This is a genomic window from Fimbriimonas sp. LA-C6 (assembly GCF_055398105.1).
The window spans coordinates 4,239,239-4,257,317 of the sequence record NZ_AP038796.1 but is presented as its reverse complement, the minus strand read 5'-3'; the positions used below and the strand labels follow the sequence as shown (position 1 = coordinate 4,257,317).

At 53.9% G+C, this 18,079-nt stretch carries 13 protein-coding genes; 6 read left to right on the top strand and 7 right to left on the bottom strand.

What is annotated here, in order from left to right; genetic code table 11:
- The 6 genes from ACZ51B_RS19625 to ACZ51B_RS19600 all read right to left on the bottom strand — a co-directional run bounded on the left by ACZ51B_RS19625 (position 1) and on the right by ACZ51B_RS19600 (position 6,126).
- Positions 1-2,283, bottom strand: a complete 2,283-nt coding sequence (locus ACZ51B_RS19625; RefSeq protein WP_464295040.1) for a transglycosylase domain-containing protein — start codon at positions 2,281-2,283, stop codon at positions 1-3.
- A 24-nt stretch (positions 2,284-2,307) separates the two neighbouring features.
- On the bottom strand, positions 2,308-3,285 hold the full coding sequence (locus ACZ51B_RS19620) for an anti-sigma factor (protein WP_464295039.1): 978 nt from the start codon (positions 3,283-3,285) through the stop codon (positions 2,308-2,310).
- The gene (locus ACZ51B_RS19615; protein WP_464295038.1) at positions 3,282-3,713 is read right to left on the bottom strand and encodes a hypothetical protein; all 432 of its coding nucleotides are present in this window, start codon (positions 3,711-3,713) and stop codon (positions 3,282-3,284) included. Before ACZ51B_RS19615 ends, ACZ51B_RS19620 begins: the two co-directional genes overlap by 4 nt.
- Positions 3,710-4,336, bottom strand: coding sequence for a sigma-70 family RNA polymerase sigma factor (locus ACZ51B_RS19610; protein ID WP_464295037.1), 627 nt, complete (start codon positions 4,334-4,336; stop codon positions 3,710-3,712). The genes ACZ51B_RS19615 and ACZ51B_RS19610 overlap by 4 nt, the downstream gene beginning before the upstream one ends.
- Before the next feature lie 92 nt (positions 4,337-4,428).
- Positions 4,429-4,941, bottom strand: coding sequence for a hypothetical protein (locus ACZ51B_RS19605; RefSeq protein WP_464295036.1), 513 nt, complete (start codon positions 4,939-4,941; stop codon positions 4,429-4,431).
- 48 nt (positions 4,942-4,989) lie between these two features.
- On the bottom strand, positions 4,990-6,126 hold the full coding sequence (locus tag ACZ51B_RS19600) for a M20/M25/M40 family metallo-hydrolase (protein ID WP_464295035.1): 1,137 nt from the start codon (positions 6,124-6,126) through the stop codon (positions 4,990-4,992).
- Between the two features lie 48 nt (positions 6,127-6,174).
- Here ACZ51B_RS19600 and ACZ51B_RS19595 point away from each other — a divergent pair, with 48 nt between their 5' ends.
- The 3 genes from ACZ51B_RS19595 (at position 6,175) to ACZ51B_RS19585 (ending at position 10,285) form a co-directional block, all read left to right on the top strand.
- Positions 6,175-6,990 (top strand): sugar phosphate isomerase/epimerase family protein, encoded by an 816-nt coding sequence (locus ACZ51B_RS19595; protein WP_464295034.1) that lies wholly within the window; start codon positions 6,175-6,177, stop codon positions 6,988-6,990.
- A gap of 126 nt (positions 6,991-7,116) precedes the next feature.
- The gene (locus ACZ51B_RS19590) at positions 7,117-9,198 is read left to right on the top strand and encodes an alpha-galactosidase (protein ID WP_464295033.1); all 2,082 of its coding nucleotides are present in this window, start codon (positions 7,117-7,119) and stop codon (positions 9,196-9,198) included.
- A 52-nt stretch (positions 9,199-9,250) separates the two neighbouring features.
- Positions 9,251-10,285: a hypothetical protein gene (locus ACZ51B_RS19585; RefSeq protein ID WP_464295032.1), complete on the top strand. Its 1,035-nt coding sequence runs from the start codon at positions 9,251-9,253 to the stop codon at positions 10,283-10,285.
- Here the strand turns inward: ACZ51B_RS19585 and ACZ51B_RS19580 are convergent.
- Entirely contained in the window at positions 10,282-12,942 is a 2,661-nt protein-coding gene (locus ACZ51B_RS19580) for a WD40/YVTN/BNR-like repeat-containing protein (RefSeq protein ID WP_464295031.1), read from the bottom strand. The genes ACZ51B_RS19585 and ACZ51B_RS19580 overlap by 4 nt on opposite strands.
- 171 nt (positions 12,943-13,113) lie before the next feature.
- On the opposite strand from ACZ51B_RS19580, the gene ACZ51B_RS19575 reads away from it, so the two are divergent.
- The 3 genes from ACZ51B_RS19575 to ACZ51B_RS19565 all read left to right on the top strand — a co-directional run bounded on the left by ACZ51B_RS19575 (position 13,114) and on the right by ACZ51B_RS19565 (position 18,078).
- Positions 13,114-13,728 (top strand): PEP-CTERM sorting domain-containing protein, encoded by a 615-nt coding sequence (locus ACZ51B_RS19575; protein ID WP_464295030.1) that lies wholly within the window; start codon positions 13,114-13,116, stop codon positions 13,726-13,728.
- Between the two features lie 251 nt (positions 13,729-13,979).
- Positions 13,980-14,750 (top strand): hypothetical protein, encoded by a 771-nt coding sequence (locus ACZ51B_RS19570; protein WP_464295029.1) that lies wholly within the window; start codon positions 13,980-13,982, stop codon positions 14,748-14,750.
- Between the two features lie 76 nt (positions 14,751-14,826).
- Positions 14,827-18,078 carry a glycosyl hydrolase gene (locus ACZ51B_RS19565; protein ID WP_464295028.1) on the top strand — a complete coding sequence of 1,084 codons (3,252 nt, stop codon included), beginning with the start codon at positions 14,827-14,829 and terminating at the stop codon, positions 18,076-18,078.
- The last annotated feature ends 1 nt before the right edge of the window (position 18,079 follow it).

Below are 18,079 nucleotides of genomic sequence, written 5' to 3'. Positions count from 1 at the left end.
CTAACCACCCCCACTTTGGTGCAACTTACAACGAGACTTAGGCTGCTGACCCCGCTTATAAGTCCTTGTCACCGTCTCCGGACAATACCGACTTGCCAACAAACCAGTATCTGCACAAACCTCAACTTCAACCGTATCTTCCGGATCAGCCGCAGGCTTTTTCACAGGAGGGTCATCAGGAGATTTTACAGGCGGCGTGGCTTTCGGTACCGTCGGATCATCATCCCCAGAAGGAGACGCCGGCGCACCGTCAGGCACAGTCGGACCAGGTGTAGGCACAATGTCCGGCATCATGTCCGGATCATTAGCAGCCGCATCACTAGGCAAGTCGGCAGGCTTGTCTTTCGCCACAGCCGGCTTCTCTTCCTCAAACGTCTTTCCATTCAACGCCTTCAGATGCTGAGCACGAGCAGCGGCCATCACACGCGCCCAAATATGCACACTGATAGTGCCGCCATAGGCTCCATGAGCCATCTGAAAATAACGCTCTTTGCCCTTTACAATCCGAGTGTTACCAACCCAGGCAACACCAAGCAAGTTATCCGTGTAGCCGTTAAACCAAGCATCCTTATAGTCGTTGGTGGTGCCTGTCTTCCCACGTGCATTGGGGACTCCTCGCGCACCGGTACCCGTGCCACTCGTCACAACGGCCTCAAGAAGCCCATCCATCTGTTCGCAAACCGACGGATCAAAGGCGTTCCGGGTGATCTCAGGCGAAAACTCCTTCAGGACTTCTCCGCCAGGTCCCTCGATCTTGGTGATTGGGTGAGGTCGCACACGATCCCCACGGAGCATAAACACCGAATAAGCCTCCGCCATCTCAAGCGGCGTGACGTCACTCGTGCCCAGCGCCAAGGAGTCAAACGGACGCAGCTCGCTGGTGAAGCCAAAAGACTCCTTCGCGTACTTAACAACAGTCCTAACCCCAACAGCTTGCAGGGTATGGATCGCCGGTCGGTTCACAGAAAGCGCCAGTGCTGTTCTTAGCGAATAACTCGGAGCCGACTCTTTAGGACTCGCATTAGATGGATCCCATGGCCGCCCGTCAGAAGTAAACGGAATCCGCGCATTGGACAGCATGTCCCCCATATGGATCGCGCCCTCTTTCAGAGCAACCGCGTACACAATAGGCTTGAACCCAGATCCAGGCTGCCGACCGCCCTGAGTGACCTTGTTAAACTGGCTCTTCGTGTAGTCAACGCCACCCACCTCGGCCAAGATCTTCCCTTCAGCGTCCATCGCAATGAACGCCCCATCACTCACCTTGTACTGCTTGTGATACTCCTTAATAACATCCCGCACGGACTCAACCGCCACGTTCTGGAGCCTGTAGTCCAAGGTTGTGTAAATCTTGTATCCACCAGTAGCCAAGTTGACGCCTGGATAAAGGTGTTGAAACTCGTCAAGCACATGCCGCACAAAGTGCGCCGCGTTCTTCTTGATAAACACTTTTCCCTTCAAAGGATTCGGGTTAATCTTCGGAACTTCGGCTACAGCTGCCTGATACTCAGGCTCCGTAATCCAGTGCTCATCGCGCATCACCCCGAGCACATAATTGCGCTGATCAATGCTCGTCTCAAGGTTCTTGATCGGGTTATCTCGACTAGGAGTACGAACACACCGAGCCAACATCGCAGCTTCCGCAATAGTCAGATCCTTCGCACTCTTGTTAAAGTAAGTCCGAGCACCCGACTCGATCCCAGCGGCACCCTCGCCGAAATACGCCATATTCGCGTACAAATTGAGAATCTCGTCCTTCGACTTCAGGTTAGAGATCTGCTGAGCAGTCGCAATGTCCCGTAACTTTCGAGTAAACGTACGCTCCCGGCCATTGATCAAGTTCTTGGCAAGCTGCATCTCAATGGTGCTTCCACCCTGCGACTTGCGATCAACCACCGTCGTCATCAGCGCGCGACTAAGCCCCCGCGCATCAACTCCACCGTGGTCATAAAATCGACGATCCTCAGCTGCCACAATCGCGTAGCGAACGTACTTAGGAAGATCCTTAAGGTTAACGACAGTCCGACGCTCCGATGCTGTCGAATATAAAACCACACCATCCGCGGAGTAGATTGCAGAAGGTTTGGAATCTTTGACGCTCAGCAGGTTTTCAATATTGGCTGCGTCGTCAGCTGCTTCTTTCTGAATAGGAATATAAATGGCAAGACCCGCAGCTAATGCGAGTCCTCCAACAATGCCAAAAGCAATGAGTGCCCGTTTAACCGGCCTAACCCACTTCGATTTGGAACTGCGAGAGCCCTTCTTTGCGCGCTTTGAGGCCACGTTAGATTATAACTCCGACGGGGCTTACCAGGTTCCCACGCCGACTTGTTTGGCCAAACGTCCTAGTTCGTCCTGGCTGAAGTTGCCCACAAGAACATACGTTTTGTCATTCTCTTCCCAGCTATAGGCCTCAAGTGATCGCTTGGACAGCTCTCGAATTCGATCAGCCCGAACCTTGCCTTTCACTTGGAACAGAGTCACAGACCCCTTGCTCGATCGATAAAATTGAGCAAACACCTTCCGACCAGCGACATCCATCACTCGACCGCCATCCAAGACGTAGCCAGAAGACTTGGATAGAAACGCCGCCGCAAATCCACCCTTCTCAGCAGCCTCTTTCACCTGATCTCGAATCGAGATGATCTTCGCACCCCTTCGCTCCAGCCGAAACAGACCAGGATCAATCGGACCAGGATTCAAATTAACCTGCTCAAACTCAAACGCACCAATCTGGTGTCCAAAGTCATCAAACAACTGCCGCTTCAACAAAGCCCCAGTTCGAGGCTCAATGTGAAGCCGTTGGATAATGTTCCCCGCAGGGTCAGACACCACCACCTGATCCGTCGCATAGCCACAAACCGTATCGCCGCGAACTACGGTGTAGACCGCATTCTTCTTGCGCGGCCCAGGTCCCAGAATCCGCTGCAGAGCCTCTTCCCGACGCGGAGGCAACACGCGTATCTCATTCTTCTCAGGGAAATAGTGGCGCCGCTCAGAAGCGTTCTCGACGATCACCTGCCCAGCAAATTTGCTGTCAGAAGGAAACTCAATCCGAATAAGAGCCCCGTCCTTCGTGACGATCTCCACGTGATTGATCGCTCGATCACCACGGTTGAACTGAACAGTGCGTCTCCCTATGTAGCGCATGTCCTTGGCGTTGTTCATCGCCTTACGAAGAACGTAAGGCAGCGATTCAAGATGAGATCTTGGGCGCTTCTGCTTATTCTGAGCAGGACACGAAGCAACGGCTAAGGCAACGACTAAAAGGGAGACTATTTTCATACGCTGTCTGTGTCTTCTTCACTCCAATCGCTACTGACTGACTCAACATTAACGTCAAATCGGGCCTCATTCGCCGTGATTCCACTCGCCGTAATGTCCCTAGAAGCAGCAGCCTCTTTGTGAATATCCAATAGATTCAATTCAATTCCTGCACTCTTGCCGGAATCCTCTCGAACAACCTGAGTCGGTCGGAAAGTAAAACTAATCACCAGCAAAGCGGCCAGCCCAAGCCCAACAGTAGGCCTCATCACCCACATCAACCGGTTCCGCTTCTTCTGAACAGTAGCCTGAGCCAAAATCTTCTCGTTCAACTGGCTCCGCCAAGCTAAGTTCACCGTATCTTCAGGCAGCGAGCCCACAAGCCCAGAAACAGCCTGCTGAGAAGGTGACTCCAACTTTTTGTCCATTTCAAATTCGTTAATCTTCACTTAGAACCTCCGGTTTCCCAGTAAGCCTTCAGGGTCGCATGCAGATGGTTGCGAGCCAAGAACAGCCGGCTCTTCACCGTACCGACTGGAACGTCCAACATCGTCGCGATCTCTTCATACTGCATTTCTTCGCGATCATGCAACAGCAGCACGCTACGAAGCTTCTCGCTCATAGACATAATGCCCGCTTCCACCACTTCCATCAGCTCGCCGTCCATCACCAACTGATCAGGCTGCCACCGTGAATCTGGAACATCAATCGACTCCCCATCTTCATGGTCCACCAGGCCAACTTCCATAGGAGACCGATCCTGCTTTCGAGATCGATCCACGCAAAGGTTGTAAGCAATGCGGAACAGCCAAGTTCTGACGGATGAACGACCGTCGAATTTCGCGAAATTCTGGAACGCCTTGATGAAAACTTCCTGCGCAATATCCGCAGCCTCATCAGGATTAGGAACCATGCGGCGGACAAAGCCAAACACACGGTTTTGATAGGCGTCTACGAGTCGCCCGAAAGCTTCAACATCCTGCTTCCTACAGCGATCTACTAGTGCACTCTCTGAGGCAAAGTCAGAATTTTTGCTCAACGCCAATCGACCCGGTCCAAAGCACAACTCCATGATTGCAAGTAAGGACGCACCCTACGCGGAGTTGTTCAGTAATCAAAACGAAGGCACCGAATTTCAACAAATTCGGTGCCTTAAATGGGGCTTTAGAACTTTACGCCGACGTAAACGCCGAAGCCGTTGAACTCTTTGTGATCGCTGCCGAAGAACTTCGCTTCAACAAACACAGGAGTGGTTCCGCTGCTCTTGAAGTTGTATCCAAGTCCAACCTGGTAAGCAAATCGAGCCTTGTCCTCAGATGGCATGCTCGTGAAGCTGATACCAGCACCCGCAGTGTAATAAATCGAATCATCGATGTGGCCGATGTAGTTCAAAAGAATAGGCACGCTTCGGAAATCGCCCTTCGATTGATAATCGATGGAAAGTCCGAGATCAGCCTTGTACTTCTCTCCGCCAATGCTCAGCTCGCGAAGCTTGTAGTCCACGCCAAAAGCAACCCAGCTAGTACCCGCATCGCGAGAAGCGGAGTCGATCGGGAGGAACAATCCACCACGTACCGAAAGACCTACTGGCTTGGTATCCACTTCAGCATTTGCTGCTGCAGACATGCCGACCAAGGCGACGAGAGTGAGAGCGCTATTGAGAATCGTTCGTTTCATTAACTTTTCCTCCGTGATATTGCGGATGAGTTCCGCACAAACTATAGCTCATAATTCCGAACGTTTCAACGTAGCGGCTTTTACGATCAATTCCACAGCCAACCGAGCGGTGTCCACAAGGTCCTTTCGAGAGATCTGCTCAGCATGCGTGTGAATGAATTCCATCCCCGTCGCAACCACAATACTGGGCACCCCGCGCGCATTATAAATATTCGCATCACTGCCACCCAAAGTCGTCCGCAAAACCGGATCAAACCCTAAACTGCGGCTCGCTTCCTGAGCTACCTTAACAACAGGAGAATCATCCGAGACGTTGTAGCTTCGATAATGCCGATCGTGGTGAATCTCAACCGTGGCACCCCACTTCGTCGCAGCCTCTTCAAACCGCTGGATCATATGCGCAATCTGAGCATCCAGCTCAGGAACACTGGTGCTCCTCGCCTCTCCACGAATCCGAACCTCAGGGCAAACCACGTTCGCCCCAGTCCCGCCTTCAATAATCCCCAAATTCGCAGTGGTCTCTGGCCCAATCCGACCCAACTTCATCCCCTGAATCGCATCCGCAGCAACTTGAATCGCGTTGATCCCCTTCTCAGGATCCTTACCCGAATGAGCAGCACGACCCCGAATCGTAACCTCAAGCTTGTCATGAGTCGCCGTGCGCGTCACAAACGTGCCAACAGGAGGCCCCGTGTCGAGAACGTATCCAAAGTCAAGATCAAGCTCCTCAATCTTCACCGCAGCAGCACCCTTAAGGCCAATCTCCTCCGCCACAGTCAGCAAAAGACAAACGTCGCCGTGAGGAAGGTTCAGCTCCTTAACAATCCGAACAGCCTCAATCGCAGGAGCCATACCGCCCTTGTCATCCGCACCCAAAATGGTGCGGCCATCAGATTTGAAGACCCCGTCTTCTTCCGTGACAACAAGACCAGCAGTCGGCTCAACCGTGTCAAAATGAGCACTCAAATAGATTCGCGGAGCATCAGGAACATTTCCCCTTAACCAAACAATCAGGTTATTCGCATTCCCCCCAATCTCGGCTCCGGCATTATCCTCAGTAACTTCAAGCCCGATGTCTTCCAGGTACTTCTTGGTCCAAGCAACCGATTCTCGCTCAGCCAAAGAAGGAGCGTCAATCTTGATCAAATCAAGAAATAAGTTGACCAATCTACTGTCGTCGATCACTTCCTGATCGTACCGTGTTTAACTTCCCGAAACACGGTAAAACAAGCAATGCTAAGCATCGCCGCTTCAACCTGGGCACTCCATCGCACCATAGGCACGTCCCACCCAGACTCGCCCCACCAAGGAGCCCAACCCCCGGTAAAACACAGCGGCTCAACGTATACCCTTCTCGACATCCCCCAACTCCTATCAGACCACCAGTTCCGCCGCATGGAGTTGTGCCACTTCCACGTAGACCAACACCGAACCGCAATCGATCACCTAAACAACGCAATCCTCGACGCCGGCATCACCCTCCAAACACTTCTCATCGATGACGGCGACATCACCCACCCAGACTTCGCAGACCGAGACACCGCCTGGATCGAAAAATGGATCAAAATCGCAGCCAACCTCGGTGCCGAGCGCGTAAGAGTCATCGCAGGCAAACAACCAGCAACACCCGAAACAATCGACCGCAGCATCCAAAATCTTAAAAAACTCTGCGACTGCAGCACCGAAAACGGCCTCCGCCTCTCCATCGAAAACTGGTTCTCCCTCACCGATTCACCCGAGGTAGTCCTACAAATCCTCGATGCCCTCAAAGACTCACTCGGTCTCTGCGCAGACTTCGGCAACTGGCCCACACCCTACAAATTCGAAGCCCTTCCCAAAATCCTGCTGAAAGCCGAAACCATCCACGCCAAATGCGAATTTCTAAAAGATTTAGAAATCGACATGACCGACTACACCCACTGCCTAAAACTAGCACGCGATGCCAACTTCAACGGCACCTTTGTGCTCGTAAACGGCGGCCCAGATAACGAATGGGATGCCCTCAACACCTCGCGATCAGCCATCGAACAATACTGGAGAAGCCAATAATTGTCATCCTATCCATGTATTTCAACCCAATCACTTAGCCAAACTCACAAAGCAATGCAAATCATAAGAGCATGGGGTGTCGGTTTGCTCCTTACACTCCCAATGGTGGGACTGGCACAAACTTCAATGAAGAAAATCGCGATCAAAGCAGGCGCTACCTGCATCGAATACAGCGTCACCAAAGAAGGTGTGCTAACACAGGCTCCCATGCCCGTGCTTGGCAACGAGTCCACCAAGCCGGAAGACTACAGAGAAGCCTATCCCGCATTCGGTGGCCCCTTCCAAAACGAACCAGCCCTAAGAGCAATCCACTTCGACGGCAACACTTCCACCGATCTTCGATATGTCTCGCACGAAGTCACCAAGATCGACTCAAACCGCTCGGAAACAAGAATTCACCTCAAAGACAGCCACTACTCTTTTTTTGTGGACCTGATTGTACGCGCGTACAATCAAGAAGGCATCGTCGAGCAGTGGACAGAAATCCGACACGAAGAACCCAAACCAGTCAAGCTCACAAACTTTGCATCCACAAGCCTCACCTTCCCTTCCGACACCTACACGCTCACGCACTACCACGGTGACTGGGCCAACGAAATGATCCCAGCAGAGGAACAACTCAACTCCGGAATCAAAATCCTCGACTCCAAACTCGGAGTCCGAGCAGACATCTACCGCAACCCCTGCTTCCTACTCAGCAAAAACGGCGCCCCCAAAGAAGATGAAGGCGACGTCATCGCTGGCACACTCTCATGGTCAGGCAGCTTCCAGTTCGCCTTCGAAGTCGACTACCGCAACGAACTCCGACTCAACGCAGGCATGAACCCCTTCGCATCGGAGTATCTCCTTTCAAAGAACCAACTCTTCAAAACCCCTCCACTCGTCTGGGGCGCAAGCTCCCACGGCAAAGGCGATCTCAGCCGCCGCTTCCAAACCTGGGGCCGTAACTACGGTGTTAGGGATGCAAACAAACTACGCCCCATCCTCCTCAACAACTGGGAAGCCACCTACTTCGACTTCAACGAAAAGAAGCTTGTCGAACTCTTCGACGGCGCACAAGAATTCGGAATGGAGCTCTTCCTCCTCGACGACGGCTGGTTCGGCAACAAATACCCGCGCAACAACGATAACGCAGGCCTCGGGGACTGGGAACCCAACAAAAAGAAACTCCCCAGCGGTCTCGGCTACCTCGTCAAAGAAGCCAACAAGCGCAACCTACGATTCGGCATCTGGCTAGAACCAGAAATGGTGAACCCCAAGAGCGAGCTCTTCGAAAAACACCCCGACTGGGTCATCGATCAAAAATACAGACAACCCAACTACTACCGAAACCAACTCATCCTCGACCTCACAAACCCGAAGGTCAAAGAGTTCGTGTTCAACGTGGTCGATAGAACCCTCACTGAGACCCCAGGCATCGACTACGTCAAGTGGGACTGCAACCGCTTCATCACCAACTCAGGTTCCTTCTACCTCCCAGCAAACAAGCAATCCCATCTCTGGATCGAATACGTCCGAGCACTCTACGACATCATGAAACGCGTCGCAGACAAACACAAGAACGTCGAAATGATGCTCTGCTCAGGTGGCGGCGGACGCGTAGACTACGGCGCACTCCAATACTTCCACGAGTTCTGGCCAAGCGACAACACAGACCCCCTCCAGCGAATCAAAATCCAATGGGGCTACTCCCACTTCTTCCCCTCCGTCGCGCTCGCTTCCCACGTCACCCACTGGGGAGAAAGACCGCTCAAGTTCTCCTTCGACGTCGCCATGTCCGGCCGACTAGGCATGGACATCCAGCCCAAAGGACTCTCCAAAGAAGACCAAGTCTTCTGCAAGAGCGCCATCGAAACCTACAAGCAGATCCGCCCCACCATCCTCAAAGGAGACCAGTACCGCCTCGTCTCCCCCTTCACCAACCCCTACGCCTCACTCATGTACATCAGCCCAGACAAAAACCAAGCGGTCCTCTTCGGCTGGCAACAAGAGAACCGAGACACCCAATCCCCCGCGATCCAGCTCAAAGGGCTCGATCCAAAGGCGAAATACCGCGTCACTGAAATCAACCAGCGCGCAACCAACACCACAAAACTCCAGAAAGAAGGAATGCTCCTCACTGGCGAGCAACTCATGAAGTCAGGACTCCAGCTCAACCTGAAGAACCAGTTCGACAGCAACATCGTGCTTCTCACAAAGGAAAGCTAAACCGCCTGAATCTCTTTTGCTCCGAACCATGTAATCTTGCTCGGAGCAAAAGATGAACACTGAACCCTCGCAACAGGACCGCACCTCCGTCGCAAAAATCGCGACCTGCTGCCTCCCCTTGCTCCCGGGCCCCATTCTCTTCTGGCTCGCATCACCCTTCCACGGGCTTCAACTGGAATCGTCCCTCATCACGCTGGCAGGCCTTCTCTGCACCATCTGCTTCCTCGCAGTCGGACGAATATTCAACCGCCTCGGCCCCCTCACGCGCCGCGATCCATCCGAGTGGGCAGCCCAACTGTTCGATGTCAAAGTCCACCGCCGCCCTTCCAAAGTCCTCTTCTTCCTCTGCACCGTGGTCACCCTAAGCTGGTTCGCAAACAACACCGCCAGCGTCCCCGCCATGCTCCAACAACTTTGGCAAACCCGAACCCTCACAACCGCCGAAGCTCAACAACCCGCCTGGTTCAACCTTTCCTGCGCAGCAGCCACATTCTCCACAGTCCTCTTCATCGCCACCTTCCGAGTCAGAAAAGTCACGCACCAAGACCCAACCTGCCTCCTCCTCATCCTCAGTTCCCACAAACAAAAAGGATCCCCAGCCTTTTCCAAACTGAGCAACTACGAAGAAGAACTCCAAACCGAAGACATCGAGGCGATGAAAAGCACCAACTGGGCACCCATCGTCAAAGCCATCCAACACCACCAGCCCAACCTCAAAAGGGTCTACCTACTCACAACCCCCGAATCATCCCAAGAAGTCGGACAAGCCAGAAGGCTCATCGCACACCTAACAAACGACCACGGCCTGACCACCGAGCAAATCAAGGAGCGAATCGTCCAAAACCCCGAAGTCCTCTCCGAAACCATCGCCATCGTCAACCGCATCTACAACGAGATCGTCCGAGACGGTTTCGCCGAACACGAGCTCATCGCCGACATCACCGGCGGCACCAAACCCATGAGCGCCGCAGTAGCCATCGCCACCCTCCCCTCAAGCCGCCGTGTCCAATATCTCGACCAAAAGACCCGTCAAATAGTCGAACTAGAAACCGAAATCGGCTCAGTCCCCGACGACTCCTCCAACTAACCCTTCACACGAGGATCAGCCTTCAACAGCAACGGCTGCTCATGAGCACGCCCGTCTACCGTTAACCGAACCCGATAAACTCCCGGCCCCACAACCGCCCCCCGAGGCTCCCCAGGAGTGTCGTGATAGATCGCCGAGATCGGATAGCCCTTCTCCCCATTAGGTCCAGCAGCACAAAGATCCCACACAAACCGATGCGAGCCAGCACTCGCCCCTAAAGGCTGAAACGGCCGAACCCAATAAAGCGGAATCCCAAGCTTCGCCTCGTCCACTTCTTCAGGTTTATCATCACTCGAAAATGCCTGAACAACCTTCCCAGCCGTATCTAACACTTCCAGCTTCACAACCCGCGCCCCAGAAGCGAGATAGTAATCAAAAATCGCCCCATCCGGCGGGTTCTTCCCTGCAGGCTCCTCCGGTGGCAAAGGAGTATCCGTGTTCGTATTCCTGGGCAAGATGTAAGCCGCAGATGGCTTATAGAACGTCTCACTCGCCCCCAGAGCAGCAGCGTCCATCTGCCTCAACTGAGCAACATCATCCAAAATCCAAAACGACCGACCATGAGTCCCAACCACCACATCGTTCTCATGGATCACCAAATCTCGAATGGAAGTACAAGGCATATTCAGCCGCATGGACGTCCAATGCTCACCATCGTCAACAGAAAAGTAAGCCATCCGCTCCGACCCGCAATACAGAAGCCCCCGGCGAACAGGATCCTCCCGAACCGTATTAATCGGATCAACCTCTAACCCATTCGTGATCTCAACCCAACTCTTCCCAAAATCGTGAGTCCGATAGATATGAGGCCGCATATCATCAAGCCGAATCCGATTCACCGCAGCATAAGCCGTCCCTGCATCAAACCGACCAGCATCAATCATCGACACCTTGCTCCACGCCGACAAACCAGGAGGTGTCACATTCACCCAATGCTTCCCCCCATCCCGGGTCACATGAATCAGCCCATCATCCGTCCCAGCCCATATCACGTTGATGTCCTTGTAAGAAGGCCCAACCGTATAAATGACCCCACGCCGAGCCATCTTAGACATCTCCGGCGTCCGATAAACTCCCACCGACTCAGGAACCTCAAACTGCTCCCGACTCAAATCCGGTGAAATCACCTCCCAGTTCTTAGCTCCATCCGAAGTCCGATAAAGAAAGTTCCCCGCAAAGTACAACACGTGCGGATCCACGGGCGAGAACAGAAGCGGCGCAGTCCGAAGCGCACGCCCACGAGACTTCGGCCCAACATACTCAACAATGCCCGTGCTCTTGTGATACCGACTCACCTTCCCACCATAAACAATGTCGTGATCTAAAGGATCAGGAGCCACATACGCGTACTCCTCAGCTCCAACAGGATGCCACTCGCGGAAAGTGATCTGCCCATCGTTCCCCCGACTGGCCACCCCCGCCGAACCACTCTCTTGCTGCCCACCGTAAACCCAGTACGGAAACTGATTGTCCGTACTCACGTGATAAAACTGAGCCGTCGGCTGGTTGTACCAAGAGCTCCAAGTCTCCCCGCCATTCACCGAAATCGTCGCCCCTTGGTCCGTCGCCAAAAGGATAATGTCCGGGTTCACTGGGTTGATCCAAAACGTGTGGTAATCATCCCCACCCGGAGCACCCTTCCAAGGCTTAAACGTCTTCCCACCGTCAACAGACTTGTAGCTGCAAGTGTTCGCCACGTACAGTGTCTCTCGGTTCTTAGGATCTACCTTGATCTCCGCAAAGTCATCCCCACGTCCAGTAAGCCGCTTGTCCGTACTGATCCGCCGCCAAGAATCCCCCCGATCATCCGACCGATAAATGCCACCCACCTTAGGCTCATCCACCGTCGCATACAAAGTCGAAGGCACCGAAGGATCCACACAGAACCCGATCCGTCCCACTCCCTCCGCAGCCTGAGGCAAACCACCCTTCAAAAGCGTCCAGCTATCCCCACCATCCGTCGATCGATACAACCCGCTATTGGCACCCTGCCAATGCCCGTTCTCCCAAGGCCCCTGCCGCGCAGCCCACATATCCGCATAGATCACCCTCGGATCTTTCGTATCAAACGCCAGTGCCACAGCCCCAGTGTCCACGTCCTTATAAAGAACCTTCTGGAAGCTCTTCCCGCCGTCAACCGAGCGATAAACCCCGCGCTCCTCGTTCGGCCCATAGGGATGCCCCAAAACCGCCACAAACAACCGGTTCTCATCACTCGGATCCACCACAATCGCCGAGATCTGCTGCCCATCCCGCAACCCAAGCCGCACCCAGCTCTTCCCAGCATCCAACGACTTATACATGCCGTTACCAACCGACAGATCTGGCCGCTGCAACCCTTCCCCGCTTCCCACATAAACAACGTTCGGATTCGACGGAGCCACGGCAACCGCACCAATCGATCCAGTCGGTTGATCGTCAAAAATCGGCTTCCACGTCCGCCCCGCGTCGTTCGTCTTCCAAACCCCGCCGTTGTTCACACCAATATAGAAAACGTTCGGTTGAGAAGGAATACCCGCAGCCCCAACTGTACGCCCAGCTCGGTAAGGACCAATCATCCTCCATCTCATCCCACCAATCGCTTCACTCGGAATGGCCTGAGAACATGCTTGAGCAGCTAGAACAGCAAGGAAAAGAAAGGAGGCTTTTCGAAACACGGTGTAGTTCTACTACTTAGCCCAAGATCTTGCAACCCACGCCTAAAACGCCAACAAACGAACCGATAACGCAATGTCACGTTTTTGTCACGCCGAACGCCCGAGCTTGTTACGGCCATCCTGCATTCTCTTCACATTGCTTCCTGAAGCTTCGGGAGCTTGGTGTTTAAAATGAAAAAGAAGATTGTTGCTTCCCTGCTGATCACGACGATCGCGACCTTCGCAAGTGCAAACGCCATCCAGAACTCCGACTTCGGAATCGCAACTGGATCCCTCGCAAACTGGACACTCACCCAAGACTTCGGCGGCAACCCAGCCTCCGGTCTCGTAACGACAACGTCTCAGTACTGCAACTCCACCCGATTCTCAGCTAAGTTCGCAGAGAACTTCTCCGGCACGTCCGCGTACCAATCCATCCGACAAAACTTTGCCGGCCTCACAAACGTAACAGATGTCTCCTTCTACGGACTCAGTTTCGAGCAAGACATCTTTGCAAAGCTACACTACTCAGATAACACAGCCGACCGCTTCCAGATGCACTTCACAAATCTCGATAACTCGGGAGCGCACTGGACAAAGTGGGATCTCACATCCTCAGTCAATAGCGGCAAAATCCTAACCGGCATCGAGATCGGAACCGAAACGGGCATGTTCCATTCCGGAAATGCGGCATTCGTAGACGACGTAAGCGTCACCGGAACCCAAGCCGTCCCAGAACCAGCATCCATGACAATCCTCGGAGCAGGAGCCCTAGCCCTCCTACGCCGACGCAACCGAAAAGCTTAATAGATAACCTCGCAAAAGCTGTTTGTTAGTAATAGGGAGTTCCAAAAGAACTCCCATTTTTTTTGTATCCGCAAAGCTTGTTGGAACACGGAGCAGTCTCCCCTCGCGTCACTACCAGCATTCACCCCTCAACCCAGCAATAAGACCCACAACCGTCCAGTACCCACCGATCCATACCGAAAATACATTCGTTTCAACATGGAACAACAAACGGACCGACAACAACAACCGGTCACTCAATGGGCAATCATATGGACGATCTGAGACAACTGACAACCAAGGGACTACTCTTGATGGCAATGGGCTTTACACTAGCCTCCACAGCACCCGCAACCCACCAACAAGGGAAACAACCCGCATTCAAAGATCCCATGTTGAGTCCCCAAGACTTCACACCAGTCAGCCCATCACACATCAAACAAACCAAAAACGAAACAATCTTCTTCTACTCAGTCCCCAACAAGTGGCAAGTCGAAGTCAGATTCCACAAGTTCAGCAACAACACAGAACTCGGTAAAGCAGCCAACGCCGAACTCCTTAAGGAAGCAACCCAACAGTACAACTACAACGTAGCCAGAGAAAAGTACAGCTTCCAAAACGACGGACCCGAAGACACCGACCACCGCTCAACCTACCTTCTGACCATCAATCCAGAAATCAACCGGCCAGACCTAATCACCTACGTCGAAACCATCACACTCAAAGAAGGTTTCACCGAGCCACCCTTCAAAATCTACGGCGCAATCGGCAAGGTCAACGGAACGTTCAAGAAGCTTCAACTCGAAGACCTATTCCACCCAGGCACAAACCTAATCCCCCAACTCACCGGCGAAGCAACCTCAGATGAAGAGCCAAAAATCGTTCTCCAGCGCTTCAACGACCGCCTACACATCACCGCCAAAGGCCTAGTCTTCGACTTCACAGACGCCGACTCCAAACAAGTCATCACCCTCCCCTACAACGCACTCAAAGACGTAAACTCTACTGGCCCACTATCAGGATTCTTCACCAAGAAACCCTGAGCCATATAAACGCATAATCGTTGCTTAATACACCTTGGATCACGTAACATCCGGACGTCCAAGTACCAAGGTGTCTATGCTCATAACCATCGCACTCCTCGCCACCCTAGGCGCTCCGCAAACGGATACCCTTTCCGCTGCGTTCAAGAATCCCCCAGCCTCCGCCAAACCCCACACCTGGTGGCACTGGGTCGATGGCAACGTCACCAAAGAAGGAATCACCGCCGACCTAGAGGCCATGAAGCAAGTCGGAATGGGAGGCGCCCAAATGTTCAGCGCCGCCCAAGGCTTCCCCGCAGGCGACGCCAAGTACATGAGCAAGCACTGGCGAGACCTCACCACCCACGCCATAAGAGAAGCAGGAAGGTTAGGACTAGAACTCTGCATCCACAACTGCGCAGGCTGGTCAAGCAGCGGTGGCCCCTGGATCAAACCAGAAGACGCCATGCAAGTCCTCGCATGGTCCGAACTCAAAGTCCAAGGCCCCACTCACGTCTCACAGCCCCTTCCACAACCCAAAGCCCCCCAGGTCTACGCCAACGTCCCCTACTACAAAGACATCGCCGTATTCGCCTACCCCACCACCGAAGGCACCACCCGCCTGCCTAACTTCATCGAGCGAACAGGCGTAACCCGAGGCGACGGACTCCACGTAGAAACCACCCCAGTCACCGGAGTCATCAATCCCCAAACGGTCATAAACATTACAGACAAGTTCAGCCCAGACGGAACGCTCAACTGGGATGCACCCGCAGGAAACTGGACAATCCTGCGCATGGGCCACGTCCCCACCGGTAAAGACAACCACCCAGCTCCACCCGAAGGCGACGGACTAGAGGTAGACAAACTCAGCAGTTCCGCACTCGATAAGCACTGGGAAGGCATGATGGCCAAGGTCCTAGCCGATGCTGGCCCACTTGCAGGCAAAGTCCTCAACAACGCCCTCATCGACAGCTACGAAGTCTATAGCCAAAACTGGACGCCCCTCTTCCGCGAAGAGTTCACCAAGCGAAGAGGCTACGACCCACTCCCATACCTTCCCACCATCGCCGGACTCGTAATCGAAAGCCGAGAGCGAACCGAGCGATTCCTCTGGGATTTCCGTCGCACAATCGCAGACCTCTACGCCGACAACTACTACGGCCACTTCCGAGACCTCTGCCACAAAAACGGCCTGCAATTCTCCACAGAACCCTACGGCAACGGCGGATTCGACACCATCCAAAGCGGCTCCAAAGCAGACATCGTGATGGGTGAGTTCTGGATTGGCGGCGGCATGATGGAAACCACCAAACTCGCATCGTCAATCGGACACGTCTACGGACACGAGATCGTCGGAGCCGAATCTTTCACCGCAGACGAAGGACAAGGCCGCTGGCTAGAACACCCCTACGGAATCAAAGCCCTAGGCGATCAAGCATTCTGCAACGGCATCAACCGATACATCTTCCACCGCTACGCCATGCAACCCTGGCTTAACCAAAAGCCCGGAATGACATTCGGCCAATACGGAATGCACCTCGAACGGACACAAACCTGGTGGACCGAGGCCGCAACCTGGATGAAGTACATCTCCCGTAGCCAGTACCTCCTCCAATCAGGCCGATTCGTAGCCGACGCCTGCTACTACTATGGCGAAGATTCCCCAGCGGACCTAGCCTTTGGCGCATACCTCCGCCCCCAACTTCCCAGAGGCTACGACTACGATAGCTGCGACGCCGCCGCACTACTCTCCATGACCGTCAAAAACGGTCGCCTCGTACTCCCCAGCGGCATGTCCTATCCTCTCCTGATTCTCCCAGAGTCCAGATACATGACCCCAGCCGTAGCGCGCAAAGTCCGAGACCTTGTCAAAGCAGGCGCAACCATTTACGGCCCCAAACCAACAGGTTCACCTAGCCTCCAAGACTATCCAGCCTGCGATCAAGAAGTCCGCGCAATCGCCCAGGAAATCTGGGGCAAACCCGGGCTTGGCAAAGGCCATGTCATCTGGGGATCTCCCCTCGCCGAGGTGATGGAACACGCTCGCATCCTGCCAGACTTCGAATACTCCCCCTCTGTCGGAAGCAACAAGTTCATGCACATCCACCGGAAAACCGGCAGCGCAGACATCTACTTCGTCTCCAACCAAAGGTATCGCCCAACAGAAGCCCAGCTAACCTTCCGAGTAACCGGCAAGGTCCCCGAACTCTGGAACCCAGAAACCGGCAAGACCGAGGACGCTCCAGCCTACACCGAACAAGACGGCCGCACGTCTGTCCCCCTCCGTTTCGGCCCCGCGGAATCCATGTTCGTCGTCTTCCGCAAACCAGCTCCCAAAAGCCACCTCAAACACGTCGGCCCAGACCCAACCCTCAGCCCAGCACCAAAGCTGCCAACCGTGCAAATCCTGAAAGCCCGCTACGGCACATCCGACGGCCGAGGAGTAGATGTCACCCAGAAAGTCCGAGCGATCCTCAAAGACGGCCAATTCGAAGTCCCAGCCTCAAACGCCCTCTACGGCGACCCAGCAGTCAACGTAGTGAAACAACTCGATCTCGAATACCGAGTAGGCAACGAAACAAAGAAAAAGACCATCCGCGAGAACGACATCCTCACCTTGATCACCCTCCCAAACATGGACCCAGCCCCCTCCTACGAGGCACACGTGAAAGGCCAAAGCAAGCTAGAGGTCACCGCCTGGAAACCGACCAACCTCCTCATCGCCCCGCCAAACGAGCGATCAAAGGTAATTCGATACGGCACCGATGTCAAGTCAATAGATCTCAGTCACAACTGGCAACTAAGCTTCCCTCCCAACCTCGGAGCACCCGCCACAGCCCAGTTCAAATCCCTCATCTCCTGGCCGACTCATCCCAACCAAGGCATCAAGTACTTCTCCGGCAGCGCACTCTATCAAAAGGAGTTCAACGTCCCCAAGTCCTTCCTCACCTCCGGGAGATCCCTCCGCCTCGACCTCGGCGAAGTCAAAAACTTCGCCACCGTCAAACTCAACGGCCGTGAAGTAGCAGTCCTCTGGAAAGCCCCCTTCATCGCAGACCTAACCGGCCTCCTCAAACCTGGCAAGAACCGCCTAGAAATCAAAGTCACCAACCTATGGCCCAACCGACTAATCGGAGACGAACAACTACCTGAAGACGCTCAGTTCAACGGCCCACAAATCAGCGCCTGGCCCAAATGGCTAACCAACAGCGAACCCCGCCCCAAAACAGGAAGAATCACCTTCACCACCTGGCACCACTACGGCAAGGCTTCACCCCTGCTTGAATCCGGACTCCTGGGCCCAGTCAAGCTCCAATCAGCCCAGAAGAACACACTCCGCTACTAGA